The sequence below is a fragment of the Streptomyces sp. MGP-P1 genome, assembly GCF_057766565.1.
The window spans coordinates 1,052,252-1,070,706 of sequence record NZ_JBYMEM010000007.1; the positions used below are offsets into that span (position 1 = coordinate 1,052,252).

Genomic DNA, 18,455 nt, shown 5'->3' on the forward strand with positions numbered 1-18,455 from the left:
GGCACGCGCGAGGCGTGGCGCCGTGCCCGGCTCGCCGCAGCATCACCCGCCTCCCGTACGAGAACCAGGCAAGCGGCCGGTAACTCGGCACGGACCGGGCGGCATTTCGAACAGCGCCGCTGATTGCCGGTCCGGTTGCCTGGTTTCCGCCCGGGCGGGCGATGCAGCATCGTCGCGAGATCCGGGCCTCCAGGCTCGCGGGGATGCACGAGAGAGCGGTTACGACCCGATGACTTCACGCGCCGAGAACGGTCTGCTGCCGCTGACGGCGGCCCAGCGGGGGGTGTTCTTCGCCCAACGGCTCGACCCCGCCAACCCGGCCTACAACACCATGGTCGCCATGGAGGTACGCGGGCCGCTGGACGGCCGGCTGCTCCAGCGCGCGATCCGCCGGGCCGAGGGGGAGAGCGGAAGCTTCGACGTCGAACTGGTCGAGCGGCCGGACGGTACGTACCAGCGGCCGGTCCCGCCCGGCTGTTCGACCTGGCAGGAGTACGACCTCAGCGACGAGCCGGACCCCCTCGCCGCCGCGCGGACGCTGATCGACCGTGACCGCGCGAACCCGCTCGACCTGGAGAAGGACGCGCTGTCGGCGCACATCCTGATACGGGTCGGATCCGATCACCACGTCTGGTACCAGCGCAGCCACCACATCCTGTCCGACGCCTTCGGGTCGGTGCTGCACTCGCGCCGGATCTCCGCGTGCTACGAGGCACTGGCCGCCGGGACGGAACCCGACGGTGAACCGCTGGGTCGGCTCCAGGACCTGCTGGCGGACGAGAGCGACTACCGCGCGTCGGCGGACTACACCGCGGACCGGGCGTACTGGGCCGGCGTCTTCGCCGACCGGCCCGAGACGGCCGGTCTGGCGCCGGGAGCGCCGACGGCCGCGGCGGGCATGGCGATCGCCACGACGACGATGCTTCCGCCGGCCGAACTGCGGGCGCTGCACACCGCCGGGCGCGACGCCCGCACTCCCTGGACCGTGCCGATGCTGGCGGCGGTCGCCGCCTATCTGCACGGTATGACGGGCGTCCAGGACCTGACGATCGGGGTGCCCACCACCGCGCGGCTCGGGGCGAGGTCCCAGAACGTGCCCGGCATGCTGTCGAACACGCTTCCGCTGCGGATCACCGTCGATCCGGCCGCCGACCGCGCGCAGCTGGTGCGGCAGGTCGCGCGGCGGCTGGGGGAACTGCTCACCCATCAGCGCTACCCGTACGACGAAATCCGGCGTGACCTGCGCATGCTCGGCGCCAACGAGCAGCTGTTCGGGGTGCTCGTGAACATCATGCCGTCGGGGTCCGAGACCGCGTTCACCGGTCGCGAGGCCGAGGTGATGGCGCTGTCCGGGGGACCCGTCACCGACCTCAACATCACCTGTCACCCCGATCCGGGCGGCCGCGGCATGCGCATCGAGTTCGAGGCCAACCCCGACCGGTACGACCTCGCCGAACTCCGCACACACCAGGCCCGGTTCACGGACTTCCTCGCCCGCTTCCTCGCCACTCCCGCAGACGTGCCGCTCGCCCGCGTCGAGGTCCTGACCGCGGCGGAACGCACGCGGACACTCGCCGCGGACAGCCCTCGGCCGTACGCGGAACCCGTCGTCCCGCGCACCTTCCCGCAGCTGTTCGAGGAGCAGGTCGGGCGGACCCCGCACGCTCGCGCCGTGCTCTCCCCGTCCGAGTCCCTCGACTACGCGGCGCTCAACACCCGCGCCAACCGCCTGGCACGGGTGCTGGTCGAGCACGGCGCCGGCCCCGAGCGGCTGGTGGCGGTCGCCCTGCCGCGCGGCAGCACCGCCCTGACCGCCACGGTGGCGGTGCTGAAGTCGGGCGCGGCCGTTCTCCCGGTCGACCTCGACTACCCGCGGTCCCGGGTCACCGCCATGCTCGACGACACCGCACCGCTGCTGCTGCTGACGACCCGCGCCGCCGACGACCCCACGCTCGCCCCCGCGGTGCCACGCCTGTACCTGGACGAGGCGGCCGCTCCCGTCGGCCACCCGCCGGCGGGCGGCGACGCCGACGGAGATCTCGACGACCGGGACCGCCGCACGCCTCTGCGCCTGACGCACCCGGCGTACGTCATCTACACCTCCGGGTCGACCGGCAGGCCCAAGGGCGTCGTCGTCACGCACACCGGCCTCGCCGCGCTGACCCGCCACCAGAGCGACCTGCTGCGCCTGACACCCGGGACCCGCGTCCTCCAGTTCTCCTCGCCCAGCTTCGACGCTTCCGTATGGGAGCTGTGCGCGGCGCTCCTCACCGGCGCCGCCGCGGTGGTCGCGCCGGCCGAACGGCTCACGCCCGGGCCACCCCTGGCCGAACTCGTCGCCGAACTCGGCGTCGACTGCCTGCTGCTGGCCCCGTCCACGCTGGCGGCCCTGCCGGCCGGGGGGCTCCCGGACGGAATCAACCTGGTCGTCGGCGCCGAGGCGTGCCCGCCGGACCTGGTCGCACGCTGGTCGCCCGGCCGGCACATGGTCAACGCCTACGGCCCCACCGAGTCGACGGTCATCGCGACCCAGACCGGCGCGCTGTCCGGGCGGACCGTCCCGCCCATGGGCCGCGCTGTCCCCGGCACCCGCGTCCGGCTGCTCGACGACGCGCTGCGGCCGGTGCCGCCCGGAGTGGCGGGCGAGGTGTACCTGAGCGGTGACGGGCTCGCCCGCGGCTACCTCGGCCGTCCCGGAACCACCGCGGAACGGTTCGTCGCCGACCCCTTCGGCGCGCCCGGCACCCGGATGTACCGGACGGGAGACGTGGCACGGCGGTCGGAGAGCGGCGAGCTGTCCTACCTCGGCCGTGCCGACAGCCAGGTCAAGGTACGGGGCTTCCGCATCGAACTCGGCGAGGTCGAGAGCGTGCTCGCCGAGGCGCCCGGAGTCGACCGGGCCGTGGCGGCCGTCCGCGAGGACCGGCCGGGCCACCGGCACCTGGTGGCCTACGTGACCCCTGACGCGGCGGGCGCGGCGGACGTGGTCGTGTTGCGTGAGTTCGTGGCGGGGCGGTTGCCGGAGTACATGGTTCCGGCGGTGGTGATGGTGGTGGAGTCGTTCGCTCTGACGCCGAACGGGAAGGTGGACCGGGGGGCGTTGCCGGTGCCGGAGTTCCGGGCGGCGGGGGTGTACCGGGCTCCGGTCACCGAGCGGGAGCTGGTGTTGCACGAGGTGTTCGCGGAGGTGCTGGGGCAGCCGCGTATCGGTGTCGACGACAGCTTCTTCGACCTCGGCGGCGACTCCATCATCGCCGTACGGGTGGCGTCCGGGGCCCACCGGGCCGGACTCGCCGTCGCCGTCAAGGACGTCTTCGTCCACAAGACCATCGCCAAGCTCGCCGAGACGGCCGAGGACGTCGGCGAGCGGGCCGCGACCGCCCGCACCGGGAGCCTGGTGCGGATCGACGCGGAAGAACTCGACGAGCTCGAAGCCCAGTGGGGGACAGCACTGTGAGACAGACATCCCTGGAAGCGGTCCTGCCGCTCTCGCCGTTGCAGCAGGGCATTCTCTTCCACGCCCTCTACGAGGAGGGACGAGCCGACAGCCGGAGCGTCGACTTCTACAACGTCCAGACGCCGCTGGAGCTGACCGGGGCGCTCGACACCGACCTGCTGCGTGCCTCCTGCGGCGCGCTGGTCGGCCGGCACGCGAGCCTGCGGGCGGGTTTCCTGCGCCGCCGCTCCGGCGAGGCCGTCCAGGCCGTCGCGCGGGTGGTCGAGCCGCCGTGGGAGGAGATCGACCTCTCCGGCTTCGGCCAGGAGGAACGCAAGCCACGCCTCTCCCGGCTGCTCACCGAGGAGCGCGCGAGGCGCTTCGACATGGCGAAGCCGCCACTGCTCCGGTTCACGCTGATACGGCTCGCGGCCGACCGGCACATCCTGCTGATCACCAACCACCACATCCTGCTGGACGGCTGGTCGTTGCCCCTGATCCTGGGCGATCTGTTCCGCATCTACGGGGCCGGCGGTACGGCCGAGCGGCTGGAGCCGACGGTGCCCTTCCAGGACTATCTCGGCTGGGTCGGCGAGCAGGACAGGGAACAGGCCGAGCGGGCCTGGAAGGGCGTGCTCTCGGGGGTCGACGGCGCCACGCTCGTCGCGGACGGCGCCGGCACCGGCTCCTCGGACCGGGGACAGCGGCGCGTCGTGACGGAGCTGTCCGACCGGGCCGCGGCGGAACTCGCCACTCTGGCCCGAAGCCGTGAACTCACCGTCAACACCCTGGTCCAGGGCGCCTGGGCGCTGCTGCTGACCGAGCTGACCGGACGCCGGGACGTCGTCTACGGGAACACGGTCGCGGGCCGCCCCCCGGAGCTGCCCGGCAGCGACCGCATGGTGGGCCTGATGATGAACACCGTGCCCGCCCGGGTACGGGTCGATCCGGCCGAGCCGGTGGCGGAGCTGCTGGCCCGTATCCAGCACGACCACACGACCGTGATGGGCCACGAATACCTGGGCCTCGCCGAGATCCACCGCGCCGTCGGCGCCACCGAACTCTTCGACACCACCGTCGCCTTCGAGAACGTTCCCGTGGAACAGGCCGTCCAGGGCGCCTCGGTGCCCGGGCTCGACGTCGGCCTGCTGCGGGACGCCGTCGACGAGGCGTTCGAGGGCACCCACTACCCGCTGAGCCTGGCCGTCCACCCCGGCAGCCGGCTCCGCTTCGAACTCAACTACCGCGAGGACGTCTACAGCGCCGATGCCGCGAGCGGCCTCCTGCGGCGCCTGACCGGTCTGCTGGAGGACATCGCCGCCCGGCCCGACGAGCGGGCCGGGCGGCTCCCCTCGCGGACGGACGCCGAGCGACGCGAGATCCTGCGCGAGGCGAGCGGACACGCCGTCGAGCGGCCGGACGGGACGCTGCCCGCTCTCTTCGAGGCACAGGTCCGTGCGACGCCCGACACGGTGGCCGTCACGGACGGCACGACCAGCCTCACCTTCGCTCTGCTCAACGCCGACGCCAACCGCCTGGCCCGGCTGCTCGCAGCCCGTGGCGTGGGACCGGGCGACCTCGTGGGCGTGGCCGTGCCGCGCTCCACGGACGCCGTGGTGGCGATCCTGGCAGTCCTCAAGTCGGGCGCGGCGTACCTGCCGATCGACGTCGACCACCCGGCGGAGCGCATCGCGGCGATCTGCGCGGAGGCCCGGCCTGCCCTCGTCCTGGCCTCCGTCGCCACGGCGGGCGACGTACCCGAATCGGTGCCGGCGCTGCTGCTCGACGAGACCATTCCGCCCGCGGACGGGACGGACCTCGACGACGACGACCGCACCGGTGCGCTGCTGCCCGCCCACCTCGCGTACGTCATCTACACCTCGGGATCCACGGGCCGCCCCAAGGGTGTGGCCGTGGAACACCGCAACCTGGCCAACATGTTCCACAGCCACCGGGCGAACTTCTTCGAACCCGAGCGGGCGAGGGCGGGCGGGCGGCCGCTGCGTGCCGCGCTCACCAACTCGCTCGGCTTCGACGCCTCCTGGAGCCAGCTCCTGTGGATGGTCGCCGGACACGAACTGCACATCGTCGGTGACACCGTCCGCAAGGATTCCCTGGCACTCGTCCGCCACACGGCGGAAGCACGGATCGACGTCGTCGACACCACGCCCTCCGTCGCCCGGCAGATGCTCGACGCGGGCATGTTCGAGACGGCGGGGGAGCGGCACCGCGTGCGCGTCCTCGCGCTCGGCGGCGAGGAGGTGGGCGACGACCTGTGGGCCGAACTCCACGGTGTGCCCGGTCTGTCGGTCTACAACCTCTACGGTCCCGCCGAGTGCACGGTCGACGCGATGCTCTGGCACCCCGGCGGCCCACCCGGTGCGGCGGTGGACCCGCCCGCCATCGGCGTCCCCGCCGACAACACCCGGGTCTACCTCCTGGACTCGTTCCTGCGGCCCGTGCCGGCCGGGGTCGTCGGCGAGCTGTACATCGCCGGTGACGGGGTCGCCCGCGGTTATCTGGGCCGCCCCGGCCTGTCGGCGGAGCGCTTCGTGGCCGACGTGTTCGGCCCGGCGGGCGCCCGGATGTACCGCACCGGCGACCTGGGGCGCCGCCGGCCCGACGGTGTCGTGGAGTACCGCGGCCGGTCCGACTTCCAGGTCAAGGTACGCGGCCACCGCATCGAACTCGGCGAGATCCAGGCCGTTCTGGCCGACCACCCCTCGGTGGGCCAGGCGGTCGCGGCGGTGTCCGCCGACGCCGAGGGCGCCCGCCGGATCGTCGGATACGTACGGGCCGCCTCCGGTGAGCGGCCGGACGTGGTCGTGTTGCGTGAGTTCGTGGCGGGTCGGTTGCCGGAGTACATGGTTCCGGCGGTGGTGATGGTGGTGGAGTCGTTCGCTCTGACGCCGAACGGGAAGGTGGACCGGGGGGCGTTGCCGGTGCCGGAGTTCCGGGCGGCGGGGGTGTACCGGGCTCCGGTCACCGAGCGGGAGCTGGTGTTGCACGAGGTGTTCGCGGAGGTGCTGGGGCAGCCGCGTATCGGCGTCGACGACAGCTTCTTCGACCTCGGCGGCGACTCCATCATCTCGATGCAGCTCGCGGCCCGCGCCCACCGTGCCGGACTCGCCGTCGCCGTCAGGGACGTCTTCGTCCACAAGACCATCGCCAAGCTCGCCGAGGCGGCCCAGGACATCGAGCAGGAGGCCCCCACGGTGGCGGCCGGCTCCGGCGCCGGGCCGCTGCTGTCGCTGAACGACGCCGAGCTGGCGGAGATCACCGCCGACGGACACGAGCCGGCCGACGTACTGCCCCTCACCCCGCTCCAGCAGGGCATGCACTTCCACGCCCTGCTGGCCGCCGACGGCATCGACGTCTACACCGCCCAGGCGCCCGCACGGCTGGAGGGACCGCTGACGCCCGCCGTGCTGCGCAAGGCGTTCGACGCGGCCCTCGCCCGCCACACCGGGCTGCGCGTCTCGTTCCGGCTCCTGGCATCGGGCCGTTCCGTCCAGGTGGCGCACGAGGGCCTGCGCGTCCCGTGGCGGGAGATCGACCTCTCCGGTCACGGCGAGGACGAACGCCGCCGGCGACTGGCGGAGCTGGTCGACGAGGACCGCGTCACCCGCTTCGACCTCACCGCCCCTCCGCTGATGCGGGTCACCCTGGTCCGGCTCGGGAGCGACGATCACGCCCTGCTGACCACCTACCACCACGCCCTGCTCGACGGATGGTCGCTGCCGCTGTTCTTCCGTGACGTCTTCTCCCTCTACGCCCGCGGCGGAGCCGACCGGGGCCGGCCGGTGGCCCAGTTCACCGACTTCCTCGGCTGGCTCGCCCGGCAGGAGGACGAGCGGGCGACGCTGGCCTGGAGCGAGGCCCTGGCCGGTATCGACGAACCGACGCTGGTCGCCCCGGGAGCCGAGGCGGCCACCGCGACCGTGCCCCACCTGGTGACGGAGGTCCTGGACGCGGCGGGGACGGACGCGCTCACCGCCGCGGCGCGCGACGCGGGCCTGACGCTCAACACGGTCGTCCAAGGAGCCTGGGCGGTGGCACTCGGCCACCGACTGGGGCGCGACGACGTCGTGTTCGGTGCGACGACCGCCGGGCGCCCGCCGGAACTGGCCGGCGTCGAGGAGATCGTCGGCCTCTTCATGAACACCGTCGCCGTACGGGTACGGCTGGACCCCGCGCGATCGCTCGACCACATCCTGACCGACCTCCAGTCGCACCAGGCCGAGCTGCGCCCGTACCACCATGTCGGGCTCCCCGACGTACAGCGGGCTCTGGGACGGGGGATCTCTTCGACACCGTCATCGGGTTCGAGAACACCCCCTTCGACGGGGAGGCCATCCAGGAGCAGGTCCCGGGCCTGCGGATCTCCCTCGACGAGGACCCCGTACCCGGCGCCTCGCACTATCCGCTCAGCCTGGTCGTCATGCCCGACGAGCGGCTCAGTCTCGAACTCAGCTACCGTGCCGACCTGTTCACGGCCGAGGAGGCCGGTGCGCTGCTGGCCCGGGTGCGCAGGGTCCTCGACTGCTTCGTGCGCGACCGGACCGTGACCCTGGGCCGGATCGACCTGCTCACGGACCGGGAACGCGGTCAGCTCCTGGCCGCGGCGGAAGGGGCGGCCCACGAGCGGACGGCGACCTTCCCGGAGCTCTTCGAGGAACGGGTGCGGGCCGAACCCGACGCCGTCGCGGTGTACGACCACGAACTGGCCCTCACCTACGGGGACCTCGATGTCCAGGCCAACCGGCTCGCCCGCGCGCTGGTGGACCGGGGCATCGGCCCGGAGCGCGTCGTGGCGATCGCGATGCCGAAGTCGGCGCGGTCCGTCCTCGCGGTCCTGGCGGTCCTCAAGGCCGGCGCGGCCTATCTTCCGCTGGACCTCGGCTACCCGCCGGACCGGCTCCGCTACCTGATCGGTGACGCCCGGCCGGATCTCGTCCTCACCACGGATGAGGGCGCGGCGGTCATGGCCGAGGCCGGTGCGGGGAAGGTGCTGTGCCTGGGCGGGCCCGGGCCGGATACCGAGAACGCGACCGAACTCCTGGACAAGGGGGCGGAGTTGACTGCCGGTCTCTCCGGGGCGGCCCTCACCGACGCCGACCGGATCGCGCCGCTGCGGCCCGCGAACGCCGCCTATCTGATCTACACCTCCGGGTCGACCGGCCGCCCCAAGGGCGTGGTGGTGTCCCACCTCGGGATCGCCGCGCTGATCGCCCAGCAGCGTGACGGGCTCGCGCTCCGTGCGCGGGAACGGGTGCTGCTGTTCGCCTCGCCGAGCTTCGACGCGTCCGTATGGGAACTGGCCACGGCGCTCCTGACCGGGGCGAGCGCGGTGACCGCTGACCCCGACGAGCTGCTCCCCGGACCGGCCCTCGCGCGGACCGTGGCGCGCCACGGTGTGACCGCGCTCCTGCTGCCGCCGTCCTCGCTCGCCGTGCTGCCCGAGGACGCCCTGCCCCACGGGGTCACCCTCGTCGTGGGCGGCGAGGCGTGCCCGCCGGACCTGGTCGCACGCTGGTCGGCCGGGCGCCGCATGGTCAACGCGTACGGTCCCACCGAGGCGACCGTCATGGCGACGATGAGCCGCCCGCTGGCCGGCCGGACCGCCCCGCCCATGGGAGGGCCGGTCGTCGGCGCCCGGGTCCATGTGCTGGACGGCTCCCTGCGGCCGGCGCCCGTCGGGGTGGCGGGCGAGCTCTACCTGGCGGGCCAGGGCCTCGCGCGCGGCTATCTGCGGCGGTCCGGGCTCACCGCGGAGCGCTTCGTGGCCGACCCGTTCGGCCCGCCGGGCGCGCGGATGTACCGTTCGGGCGACCTGGCGCGGCGCACGGCGGACGGGGGACTGGAGTACCTGGGCCGCGTCGACGAGCAGGTCAAGGTACGGGGCTTCCGTATCGAGCCGGGCGAGATCGAGGCGGTGCTCGCCGCCGACCCCTCGGTGGGGCAGACCGTCGTGGTCGTACGGGAGGACACCCCCGGCTCACCACGCCTGGTGGCGTACGCGGCCCCGGTGCCGGCCGGCCGGCTGGATCCGGCCGCGCTCCGCGAACGCGTCGCCGCCGTGCTGCCGGAGCACATGGTGCCCGTGGCCGTCGTCGCCCTCGACCGACTGCCGGTGACGCCGAGCGGCAAGCTCGACCGCGCCGCTCTGCCCGCACCCGACCTGTCCGGAGCCGACGGCGGCCGGGCACCGCGGACCGAGCGCGAGAAGCTGCTGTGCGCGTTGTTCGAGAAGGCCCTCGGCACGGAGGGCGTCGGCATCGACGACAGCTTCTTCGACCTGGGCGGCGACTCGATCGTCTCCATCAAGCTCGTCACGATGGCCCACGCCGAGGGCCTGGACATCGCCCCGCGCGACGTGTTCGCCCACAAGACCGTGGCGGCGCTCGCCACCGCGGTCAAGGACCTGGTTCCGGCGGCGGACGCCGACGAGGCCGACTCGCAGGAACCGCTGATCACCCTGGACCAGAGCGAACTCGACGAGTTCGCCGAGGACTGGCGGTAGCCGACCCCCTCGCGGAGGGGGCCGACGCACCACCGCACCGAGCGCCATCGCCGGACCAGAGAAGGCCTGGACCCTGCCAGGCCGGTCCGGTGCGCACCACCACGCGGCCCGGCCACCCGGCGCGGACCGCACAGGACCGAACGACGGACGACCCGAGCGGTCACGACCAGGTGAGGACAACCGACATGACCAGCAGCACCCCCACTGTTGACGTACCTTTCCCGGACGTGGCCGCGGAGGCCCCGCCGGGGAGCGACCGCGCCGACACTCCCGCCGAGTACCACCTGGACGCCACCGAAGTCACCCAGCTGGAGGAGGCCGCCGCGCGGCTCCGCGACGCCCACGGGGCGCCCGGCCTGCCGGACTTCTACGACCACGCCCCCACGGCCGAGGAACTGCTCCCCGCCGGCCTGCGCAGATTCCTCCTCTCCTACCGCAGGACCGAGAGGTCCGCCGCATGCCTGGTGCACGGCTTCCCGGTGGACGACGCGCTGATCGGGCCCACACCCGACCACTGGCGCCGGGCCATCCGCTCCGACGCGGCCCGGTCCCAGGAGCTGTGGCTGGCGATGTGCGGCATGGTGCTGGGCGACCCGTTCGGCTGGGAGACCCTCCAGGAGGGGCGCATCATCCAGAACATCCTGCCGATCCGGGGCGACGAGCTGCGGCAGAGCGGCTACGGCAGCGAGAGCCTGCTGGAGTTCCACACCGAGGACGGCTTCCACCCCGACCGCTGCGACTACCTCCTGCTCTTCGGACTGCGCAACCCCGACCTGGTGCCGACCATCGTCGCCTCCGTCCGTGACGTCCGGCTGGGCGAGCACGACCGCGCGGTACTCGCCGAGCCCCGCTTCCGGATCATGCCGGACACCGAGCACATACGGCAGTTGGAGGCCCTTGACCCCGCGCATCCCGCGCTGGAGAAGCTGTACGGGATGATCCACAGCGCCGTGCCGACCGCCGTTCTGTCGGGCGACCGTTTCCATCCCTACCTGCGCATCGACCGGCCGTTCATGGACGTCGCACCGGGGGACACCGAGGCCGAGGACGCGCTCGACCGGCTGATGGCCGAACTGCACCGGGTGCAGCGGGACGTCGCCGTGGGCCCCGGCTCGCTGCTCATCGTGGACAACTACCGGGCGGTGCACGGCCGCCGGTCGTTCAGGGCCCGGTACGACGGCACCGACCGCTGGCTGAAGAAGCTCACCGTCAGCCGCAACCTGCGCCGCAACGTCAGCGGATACGTACTCGGCAACCACCGCGTCATCGTCTGAGCCGGTCGGGCGGAAGGAGACAGGAGGCAACATGCGCACAGTCATCGTGTCCGGCGCGTCCAGCGGGATCGGACTCGCCACCGCCGAGCGGTTCGCCCGCTCGGGCGACCACGTGGTCAATCTCGACATCCAGGCGCTCACCGGGGGCGCGGCGGACGGCCCTCGCGAGGGGGGAGGCGAGATCCGGACGGTCACGCTCGACATCGCCGACTGGACCGCCGTGGGTGAGGCCGTCGACCGGGTGCACGCAGAGCGCGGCCGCGTCGACGTCGTCATCGCCAACGCGGGTATCAGCGTCCGGCACTCCATCCTCGACCTCACCGAGGCGGACGCCCGGCGCACCCTGGACGTCAATCTGATGGGTGTCCTGGCCCTGTGGCGGCACGCCGTTCCGCACATGCTGCGGGAGGGACGCGGAGTGCTCCTGGCGACGGCGTCCGTCAACGGGTCGCGCGGCTACCCCCTCTACGCGGACTACAACGCCAGCAAGGCGGGTGTCGCCTCGCTGTGCCAGACCTTCGCCGTGGAGCTGAGCCCGCTGATCAGGACGGCGTGTGTCGCCCCCGGGGCCGTACTGACACCCATGCAGCGCGCCGAGTACACCGACGCGATGCTCGACGAGGTCAACGAACGCATCCCGGCCCGGCGGCACGCCCTGCCCGAGGAGATCGCCGACGTGTTCCACTTCCTGGCCTCGCCGCAGGCGTCCTTCATCTCCGGCCAGCAGTTCACCGTGGACGGCGCGGAGACGGCCGGTGCCACCACGGCGTTCTTCCCCGGCCCCACCGAGCCGATGCGCTGACCCGGACGGCGGCGCCCGGCCGCCGTCCGCCCCGCGCCCCTCCGCCGTCGCCCGCCCGTAACCGAGTCCGAGGAAACCGCCCCATGGACACCCGCCCCGCACTCGATCAGGGCCCGCTCGACGCTGTCGATCTGGCCGATCCGCTCCTGCACGCCCACCACGACCTGGGGCCGTTGTGGCGCCGGCTGCGGGAGGAGGCGCCGGTGCACTGGCAGCCAGAGAGCGGCAGCCGCCCAGGGTTCTGGGTGGTGAGTGGCCACGCGGACGTCGCCTCGGTGCTCGGCGACAGCGTGAGTTTCACCTCGGAGCGGGGCAACGTGCTCGACACCCTGCTCGCCGGAGGTGACTCGGCGGCCGGGAGGATGCTGGCCGTCACGGACGGACAGCCGCACAAGGCGCTGCGCAGCGCCCTGCTGAAGCCGTTCTCGCCGCGCTCCCTGGGCGTGGTGGTCGAGAGCGTGCGGCGGGGTACCCGGCGGCTGGTCGAGGAGGCGGTGGAGCGGGGCGAGGTGGACTTCGCCGCCGACGTGGCCGCGCACATCCCGCTCGCCGCCATCTGTGACCTGCTCGGCGTGCCGCCCGCCGACCGGCAGCACATCATCGAGCTCACCTCCTCCGCCCTGTCCACCGAGGACGGGCTCCCCGACGAGGAGGCGACCTGGGCGTCGCGCAACGGACTGCTGCTCTACTTCTCGGAGCTGGCCGCCGCCCGGCACGACAAACCGTACGACGATGTCGTCAGCCTGCTGGTGACCAAGGAGATCGACGGGCGGCCCCTCACGCACGAGGAGATCGTCTTCAACTGTTACAGCATCATCATGGGCGGCCACGAGACGACCCGCTTCTCGATGGTCGGCGGGCTCCAGGCGCTGATGGAGCGGCCCGACCAGTGGCGGGCCCTCAAGTCCGGCGAGGTGACGACGGAGTCGGCGGTCGAGGAGGTACTGCGCTGGACGAGCCCCGCCCTGCACAGCGGGCGGACCGCGACCCAGGACCTGTTCCTCGGCGACCAGTTCGTCGAGGAGGGCGACATCGTCACCACCTGGCTGGCCTCCGCCAACCGCGACGGCCGGGTCTTCGCCGAGCCCGACGAGTTCGACCTCGCGAGGACCCCCAACAAGCACCTGTCGTTCGCCTACGGGCCCCACTTCTGCCTCGGTGCGTTCCTGGCCCGCGCCGAGCTGACGGCCCTCCTGGAGAGCCTGTGCGACCTGGTCGCACAGGCTCGTCCCACGGGCCCGCCGACCTACGTGTACTCGAACTTCCTGAGCGGTCTCTCCTCCCAGCCGGTGAGCCTCACCGGAGAGACGGCAGGGCGTCGAGCACCGCTGAGATCGTCTGCCGGGGGTGGGTGCCCGGGAACGAGTGACCGCCGGGCAGCACCCGGGTCCGGTGCTCCGCCGGTGTGTACGCGGCCCACGGTCTGACCTGTGCCACCGGGGCCACCGGGTCGTCCTCGCCGGCGAGGGTGAAGAGCGGGCAGCCCACGGCGACCGGGTGCGGAACGACGTAGCCCTCGGCCAGGGCCAGATCGCCCCGGACCGCCCTCAGCAGAATGCTCAGGAAGTCGGGGAAGGCCAGGAGTTCGCGCGGCAGCCCGCCGGTACTCAGCAGCCAGGCGATCAGCTCGTCGTCGGGGCGGGCCGAGACCGGCTCACGTATCAGGGGCAGATGCGGCGCGCGGAACGCCGAGACCAGCAGGGCGCTGGGCGGCCGCAGCCCCGCCCGCTCGATCCGCAGCGTCAGCTCGTACGCCAGCACGGCTCCGAAGCTGTGGCCGAACAGGGCGTAGGGCAGGGTCAGTTCGGGCCCGAGGCCGTGGAGAAGGGCCTCGACCAGTGCGTCGAGATCGTCCGGTACGGGCTCGTCGATCCGCGAGCCGCGACCCGGCAGCTCCACCGGCGCCAGCTCCATGTGCTCGGGGACGTAGGGCCGCCAGGCATGGAAGGTGCCCACACCACCGCCCGCGGGCGGAAGGCAGATCAGCCTCAGGCGAGGGATCCCGACGGTGAACCGGGCGCCGACCCAGTCGACTGCTGGTGTGCTGTCCGCTGTGCTCATGCCGGTCAGCCTCATGGCCGAGCCCGGTTCCGGCAAGGCAGCCGGGCGGCAATTTCGGCGAGTCGGCCGCCTTTCGGTCCGATGGTCGCGCCTCGACGACGGGCCGGTTCCCCTTCCTGGGGCCAGGCGACTGACGAGACGTCATGATGCCCTGGAGAGAGCAGCGATCGGGTCGCCCGACCGGCTCCTAGTTGCCGCGCGCTTGCCGGGCCCGTTGCCTGGGCCCGGCCATCGGCAGGTCCTAGCGTCTGCGGCATGACTCACACTCCTGCCGCCATCGGCACCGAGGCCATCGCTCCCGTGGTGATCGGTATGGTCCAGGTGGTCGCGCCTCGCAAGCTGGACCGGATCGATCTCGACCACCGGCTCGTCGGTGACCTCGGCTTCCACTCCCTGGTCCTCGCGGAGCTCGGATACAACCTGGAGGATCTCTTCGCCCTCCAGGCGCTGAATCCCGAGGCCGCCATGAAGCTGGAACGGGTCAGCGACGTGATCGAGCTGGTCAGCGCCGAGGTGGTCGCGGGTCGGGCGGAGCTGCCCGACGCGGAAGCCCTGAGCGGCATGTTCAGCCGGTACGGCGTCGACAGCCCCGTGGTATGAGCGGCCAGGCAGGCGAGCGCCCGGTCCACGCGCTGGTCGCCGATCTGGAGCGGACGCTCGGTGACCCGGGTGCCGGGAGCGGCCCCTTCAGCTTCGCCGAGATCGTGGCGCACGAGGAGATGGACAGTCTTCCGCCCGGGGCGGTGGAGCTGCTCAGGTCGTGGGGCTTCTCCGGTTACCTGGTGCCCGAGGAGTTCGGCGGCCGGCTCCGGAACCTCGAAGACCTCTTCCTGCTCACCCGTACGCTCGCGCGCCGCAATCTGACGCTCGCGGTGATGTTCGGCTCCGCCCTGCTCGGGGTCAACTCGGTCTGGCTGTGGGGGAACGACGAGCAGCGCGCACGCGTCGCGGGCGCGCTCCTGGACGGAGAACTCGCCTGCTTCGCGGTTTCCGAACCCGACCACGGCAGCGATCTCGGCACGAACGAGACCATCGCCGAGACCGACGGTGACGACTTCCTCCTGACCGGGGAGAAGTGGCCCGTCGGCAACGCGACCCGGGGCCGCTTCGTCACCGTGTACGCGGCGATCGACGGTTCGCGGTCCTCTCTGCTGCTCCTGGACAAGGAGCAGATGGAGAAGGGGAGTTGGACCAACCATCCCTTCGTGAAGACGGTCGGGCTGCGCGGTCACGACCTCAGCGGGATCACCTTCGAACGCACCAGGGTGCCCGCCGGCGCGCTCCTCGGGCGTCCCGGCGCCGGACTGGTCGGCATCCTTCAGGTGCTCCAGATCACCCGTACGGCGATCGGAGCACTGTCCATCGGCACCATGGACTCGGTGCTGCGGATCGCTCTGCGTCACGCGCGTGAGCGCGTGCTCTACGGACAGGAGATCTACCGGCTTCCGGTCATCCGGCGGCATCTGGTCCACTCCCACGTGGACCTGCTGATCGCGGAATGCACGGCGCTGCCGGTGGCGCGCTCGCTCTCCATCGTGCCGTCCCGGCTCAGCCTGTGGTCGTCCGTGGTCAAGTACCTCGTCCCGACCGTCGGCGAGGAGGTGGTGCAGGAGGCGGCGAGGGTTCTCGGAGCCCGGAGCTATCTGCGGGAGGGCGTGGCCTCCGGCGCGTTCCAGAAGCTCCAGCGCGACCATGCGATAGCGAGCATCTTCGAGGGGACCACGCACGTCAACCTCCACAGCATCGCCTCCCAGCTTCCCGCGGTGGCGCGCGTGGCCGACCGTCCCGCCGTCGGCGGGGAAGAGGTGCTGCGGCAGCTCTTCGACTGGTCCGAGGACGCCCCGCGGTGGCATCCGTCGGGCCGGGCGCTGCGGCTGACCAACGCCAGTGAGGACGAGATCACCCGGGGCTGGGGCCCGGCGGCCGCCGAGGCCCGCCGGATCGCGGAACGCGAACTCGGCGGGCCCGAGGGCCCCGCGCTCGTCAAGGTTCTCGGCGAGCTCTCCCGGCGCCGGACCGACTTCTACGCGCGGATCGCCGCCGAGGCGCCCGACGCCGCCTCCACGCACGGGCAGGATCAGGCCACCGAGCACAGCGTCCACCACGCGGCCGCCTCCTGTCTCTACACCTGGCTCTACTCCTTCGAGCGGGAGCGCGCGGCACCGGGCGGCAGTGGATGGCTGGTGCTGGCGCTTCAGCGACTGCTGCGACGGCTGGACCACACGACCGAGCTGGAGGAGAGCTGCCTGCCGTGGCTGGAGGAGCTGATGCTGTCGAGCCTCGAAGGCCCGCGGCACTTCTCGCTCCAGGCCGTCAGATCAGCTGCCGGGCGGGCCTCGGCATGAGCGGGGCACCGCCCCCGGCGGCGCGTCACATGGCCCGGCGCCAGGCGCTGCCGGCGAGTACGGGCCGGTCGCGGCCCTGCTCGGCGGAGCGTCCGAGGTCGGTCGGGGCTTCCTCCTGGGTGACCCAGTGCCGCACGAGTGCGTGGACCCCGTATCTGTACTGCTGGCCCCGATTGATCTGGACCAGTGAGACGTCGGCGAGTTCGGCCAGGAGATGGGCGACGCGTGTGCTGCCGAACCCCCGCCCGACTGGGACGGGATCGCGTCCAGGGAGAACGTGCGGGGAAGCGAGGACAGTTCACGCAGGAGCTGGCGATGAGGGGGCGGCAACAGCTCGTAGCTCCACCGCACGCTGTCCGACAGCGTGCGGTGCCGCGACAGGTCGCCGGCGTCGACGTGTGCGAGCAGGTGGAAGAGCGTCCTGTCGTGCAGGAGGGTGGTGAGGGGGAGCGATCTGAGGCCTCGCGCCGCCACTTCTATCGCGAGGGGCATGCCGTCGAGGAGCCGGCAGAGCTGCTGCACCAGCGGCATGCGGTTGCCCAGGTCGAGCGTCGGCAGACTTGCCCGTACCCGGCGGAGGAACAGCTCCACCGCGCTCGGGAGTTCGGTGTCCGAGCCGTCCCGCTGGTCGCACGAGAGCGGCTCGACCTCCCAGGTCTCGGCCGCGCCGACGGCCAGGGCGCGGCGCGAGGTCACGATGATCTGGAGCCCGGGATGCTCGTCGAGGAGCTGCCGCGCGATCCGCGCCGTCTGCTGCGAGACGTGTTCGGCGCTGTCCAGGACCAGCAGCCGCCGTCCGGGCCCGGCACCGCCCCGCGCACCGCCTTCGTTGCTGGTCAGGCGTCGCGCTACACGCGTCAACTCAGCTGCCGAAGCGGCGGGTTCGAGGTGCTGGGGCGGGATGTCGTGCAGTTCGGCGACGGCCACTCCGCCCTGGAACAGCGGGCGCAGCCGGGATGCCGCTGCCAGGGCGATGCGGGTCTTGCCCACGCCGCCGGGCCCGGTGAGAACGATCAGCCGGCTGCGCTGCGCGGCGGAGAGGACGTGCCGCAGGTCGGCCTGGCGGCCCACCAACGCGTCGCCCAGGGGCCGGGGCCCCTGCCACGGCGGGAGCGCTGTCGGGTCGGAGTGGAGCTCCGGGGGCTGCCCGAGCGCCGGCCTGCGCCCGCTGTCCCACGGCGCGGGCTCGGAGAACGCGGTGGCGGTGGCGCCGAGCGCGGTGAGCAGCAGGCTGACGGAGGTCCGACGGGGATTGGTGTTGGAGCCGGTTTCCAGATTGCGGATGGTCCGGACACTGACGCCGGAGCGGTCGGAGAGCTCCTCCTGCGTCCAGCCGGACAGCCTGCGTTGATTGACCAGGAAGTCGCGGAGCTGGCGGATGTCTGTTCTGTCGAAAGAGTAGTGTTCCTTCAGAATTGGCATGTAGCCCCCCGTGAATTATTAACAGTGCCAGTCGTGCGCATCCGCGCCATGCGAAAATCCGGCCGCCGCATTCTTTATGAGAGCGGTGGTACCGATAGGCGAGCCGTGGCGTTTGTAGCGCCGAGAGGTTCGCGTTTGCGCTGACGAGCGGCTCAGTGAGACATCTCCTGCAATTACGGAGGACCCTACTCCAAGACCTCATCCGAGTGGGAGATGCGGAGGCGGCAGAAAATCCGGCCGAGCGGCACGGCTCCGGCTTTGACCGGCTGTGACGCGCCGGCAAACGCGCGGCCCACCGGCGTACATGCTGAAATCATCAGCATGTGCTTATGCGTGCCTCGTGGAGCGAGCGCGTGGGGAGGCAGGGGTGCGGCACGGACCTGGTCGGCCGCATGGCCTGCGCGGCCCCCGTCGAAGAGGCGGGAAACCGAAGTTCGAGGTGTCCAGCACTGATCGGTCGCCTTTCCTGTCTGGGGGCGTCGGATCGGATGTCGATGAGTCACCCCTACCCCCTGCGGATCCCGGTCACGGCGTCCTTCCGGGCGCCCGGACAGGAAACGCCGCACTCTCCCGAGGTCGATCAGGGCTCCCG

The 18,455-nt window shown here is 72.2% G+C and carries 8 protein-coding genes and 2 pseudogenes; 8 read left to right on the forward strand and 2 right to left on the reverse strand.

The annotated features are described in order from the left end of the window. The first annotated feature begins 229 nt into the window (after positions 1-229). From AC3CH1_RS26210 to AC3CH1_RS26235, 6 genes and pseudogenes are all read left to right on the forward strand, one after another. A complete protein-coding gene (locus tag AC3CH1_RS26210) occupies positions 230-3,457 on the forward strand; it encodes an amino acid adenylation domain-containing protein (RefSeq protein ID WP_488465171.1) in 3,228 nt (1,075 codons plus the stop codon). Beyond that, a pseudogene (locus AC3CH1_RS26215) lies at positions 3,454-7,668 on the forward strand (amino acid adenylation domain-containing protein); the annotation flags it as partial. The gene AC3CH1_RS26210 and the pseudogene AC3CH1_RS26215, both read left to right, overlap by 4 nt. A gap of 122 nt (positions 7,669-7,790) precedes the next feature. Next, positions 7,791-9,959, forward strand: a complete 2,169-nt coding sequence (locus AC3CH1_RS26220) for a non-ribosomal peptide synthetase (RefSeq protein WP_488466737.1) — start codon at positions 7,791-7,793, stop codon at positions 9,957-9,959. Positions 9,960-10,144: 185 nt separating this feature from the next. Then, a complete protein-coding gene (gene gntD, locus AC3CH1_RS26225; RefSeq protein ID WP_488465172.1) occupies positions 10,145-11,233 on the forward strand; it encodes a guanitoxin biosynthesis L-enduracididine beta-hydroxylase GntD in 1,089 nt (362 codons plus the stop codon). Between the two features lie 31 nt (positions 11,234-11,264). Continuing rightward, entirely contained in the window at positions 11,265-12,035 is a 771-nt protein-coding gene (locus AC3CH1_RS26230; RefSeq protein WP_488465173.1) for an SDR family NAD(P)-dependent oxidoreductase, read from the forward strand. Between the two features lie 83 nt (positions 12,036-12,118). Beyond that, on the forward strand, positions 12,119-13,462 hold the full coding sequence (locus tag AC3CH1_RS26235; protein WP_488465174.1) for a cytochrome P450: 1,344 nt from the start codon (positions 12,119-12,121) through the stop codon (positions 13,460-13,462). Here AC3CH1_RS26235 and AC3CH1_RS26240 read toward each other — a convergent pair. After that, positions 13,419-14,111 (reverse strand): annotated as a pseudogene (locus AC3CH1_RS26240) (thioesterase II family protein); the annotation flags it as partial. The gene AC3CH1_RS26235 and the pseudogene AC3CH1_RS26240 overlap by 44 nt on opposite strands. Positions 14,112-14,351: 240 nt before the next feature. Between AC3CH1_RS26240 and AC3CH1_RS26245 the strand changes: the two are divergent. Further along, positions 14,352-14,696, forward strand: coding sequence for an acyl carrier protein (locus AC3CH1_RS26245; RefSeq protein WP_488465175.1), 345 nt, complete (start codon positions 14,352-14,354; stop codon positions 14,694-14,696). Next, a complete protein-coding gene (locus AC3CH1_RS26250; protein WP_488465176.1) occupies positions 14,693-16,441 on the forward strand; it encodes an acyl-CoA dehydrogenase family protein in 1,749 nt (582 codons plus the stop codon). The genes AC3CH1_RS26245 and AC3CH1_RS26250 overlap by 4 nt, the downstream gene beginning before the upstream one ends. On the opposite strand, the gene AC3CH1_RS26255 is transcribed toward AC3CH1_RS26250, so the two are convergent. Next, on the reverse strand, positions 16,415-17,863 hold the full coding sequence (locus AC3CH1_RS26255; RefSeq protein WP_488465177.1) for a helix-turn-helix domain-containing protein: 1,449 nt from the start codon (positions 17,861-17,863) through the stop codon (positions 16,415-16,417). The genes AC3CH1_RS26250 and AC3CH1_RS26255 overlap by 27 nt on opposite strands. Positions 17,864-18,455: the final 592 nt, after the last annotated feature.

Coding starts and splice junctions, on each gene's coding strand:
- AC3CH1_RS26210 (WP_488465171.1), top strand. CDS start 230: ATGACTTCACGCGCCGAGAACGGTCTGCTGCCGCTGACGGCGGCCCAG.
- gntD (WP_488465172.1), top strand. CDS start 10,145: ATGACCAGCAGCACCCCCACTGTTGACGTACCTTTCCCGGACGTGGCC.
- AC3CH1_RS26230 (WP_488465173.1), top strand. CDS start 11,265: ATGCGCACAGTCATCGTGTCCGGCGCGTCCAGCGGGATCGGACTCGCC.
- AC3CH1_RS26235 (WP_488465174.1), top strand. CDS start 12,119: ATGGACACCCGCCCCGCACTCGATCAGGGCCCGCTCGACGCTGTCGAT.
- AC3CH1_RS26245 (WP_488465175.1), top strand. CDS start 14,352: ATGACTCACACTCCTGCCGCCATCGGCACCGAGGCCATCGCTCCCGTG.
- AC3CH1_RS26250 (WP_488465176.1), top strand. CDS start 14,693: ATGAGCGGCCAGGCAGGCGAGCGCCCGGTCCACGCGCTGGTCGCCGAT.
- AC3CH1_RS26255 (WP_488465177.1), bottom strand. CDS start 17,863: ATGCCAATTCTGAAGGAACACTACTCTTTCGACAGAACAGACATCCGC.